The organism is Pseudoduganella sp. RAF53_2 (assembly GCF_052113985.1).
Lineage (GTDB): Bacteria > Pseudomonadota > Gammaproteobacteria > Burkholderiales > Burkholderiaceae_D > Rugamonas.
The window spans coordinates 1-1,943 of record NZ_JBFRDW010000867.1 but is presented as its reverse complement, the minus strand read 5'-3'; the positions used below and the strand labels follow the sequence as shown (position 1 = coordinate 1,943).

At 63.4% G+C, this 1,943-nt stretch carries 1 protein-coding gene; it reads right to left on the bottom strand.

The window, feature by feature from the left end; all coding sequences use genetic code 11:
* A partial coding sequence (locus tag AB4Z11_RS30470) for a DNA gyrase subunit B (protein ID WP_442029743.1) occupies nucleotides 1–1,943 on the bottom strand: 1,943 nt, incomplete at both ends.

The following is a 1,943-nucleotide window of genomic DNA, read 5'->3' as shown; positions in this document are numbered from 1 at the left end:
GCTTGGACACGGTGCGTTCCGCTTCGTCGCGYAGCCATTGCATGGCGTGGTGGAAGTCGACCACGGCGCTTTCCTTGGTGCGCTCGCCTTCGCCGCGGCGGATCACGGCGCCTTCGCCGATCAGGCCGGTGAAGGTGGCGGCGGCGTCGGCCAGCACGCGGTAGTCGGCGCCTTGCACAAAGTCGGCGTCGATGCCGGACACTTTCACGTTACCGTGGTGCAGGCGTTCGATGCGCAGCGTGTGCTTCTCGGACAGCTCGTCGGTGAACACGCCCACTTTCACGGCCACGTCGTTGATGTTGRCTGCCAGCGCCTTGGCCGAGGCTTCGGCCGAGTCGATGGTGGACAGGTCCAGCGTGACGCCGGTCATGATGGCGGTCAGCGCGGCGCGGTCGATCACGCGGGTCAGACGGGTCATCACGGCGTTGGCGACGTTGTACTTGTCGGCCAGCGCGGCCAGTGCTTCGCCCTGGATCACGTCGGCGCCTTCGCGCGGGGTGAGTACGGCGGTGTTCAGTGCCACGTTCATCATGTAGCCGGCTTCTTCCAGGTCGTCCTTCAGGTAGCGCTCGTCGCGGCCGGCCTTCACCTTGTACAGCGGCGGCTGTGCAATGTAGATGTGGCCGCGCTCGACCAGCTGCGGCATCTGGCGGTAGAACAGGGTCAGCAGCAGGGTACGGATGTGGGCGCCGTCGACGTCCGCATCGGTCATGATGATGATGCGGTGGTAGCGCAGTTTTTCGATGTTGAATTCATCGGCGCCGATGGAGGTGCCCAGCGTGGCGATCAGGGTGGTGATCTGCTCGGAGGACAGCATCTTCTCGAAGCGCGCCTTTTCCACGTTCAGCACCTTACCGCGCAGCGGCAGGATGGCCTGGAACTTACGGTCGCGGCCCTGCTTGGCCGAGCCGCCTGCGGAGTCACCCTCGACGATGTACAGTTCGGACAGGGCCGGGTCTTTTTCCTGGCAGTCGGCCAGCTTGGCGGACAGGCCCAGGCCGTCCATGATGCCTTTGCGGCGGGTCAGGTCGCGCGCCTTGCGGGCCGCTTCACGGGCACGCGCCGCTTCCACGATCTTGCCGCAGATGATCTTGGCGTCGTTCGGCTTTTCCATCAGGAAGTCGGTCAGCGTCTTGGCCACGATTTCTTCCACCGGGCCGCGCACTTCGGAGGACACCAGCTTGTCCTTGGTCTGGGACGAGAACTTCGGCTCCGGCACTTTCACGGACAGCACGCAGGTCAGGCCTTCGCGCATGTCGTCGCCGCTGATTTCGACTTTGGCCTTCTTGGCGAAGTCGTTCTCGTCAATGTACTTGTTGATGACACGGGTCATCGCCGCACGCAGGCCGGTCAGGTGGGTACCGCCGTCGCGCTGCGGAATGTTGTTGGTGAAGCAGAGTACCTGTTCGTTGAAGGCATCGTTCCATTGCATGGACACGTCGACCGAGATATTGGTGCCCTGGTCGGACTGGCGCTCGCCAGTGGCCTGGAACACGGTCGGGTGCAGCACGGTCTTGGCCTTGTTGATGTACTCAACGAAGCCGCGGGTGCCGCCTTCGAAGGCGAAGATCTCTTCCTTGCCGGTGCGCTGGTCGGTCAGCTTGATGTTGACGCCGTTGTTCAGGAAGCTCAGTTCGCGGATACGCTTGGCCAGGATCTCGTAGTGGAATTCCACGTGGGTGAAGATCTCTTCGTCGGCCCAGAAGTGCACGTCGGTGCCGCGCTTGTCGGTCTCGCCGATCACCTTGATCGGGGACACGGCCACGCCATCGATCATTTCGATTTCGCGGTTCTGCGGGATGCCGCGCACGAAATCCATCTGGTGCACTTTGCCGTCGCGGCGGATGGTCACGCGCAGCAGCTTGGACAGTGCGTTCACGCAGGACACGCCCACGCCGTGCAGGCCGCCCGACACCTTGTAGGCGTTCTGGTCGAACTTGCCG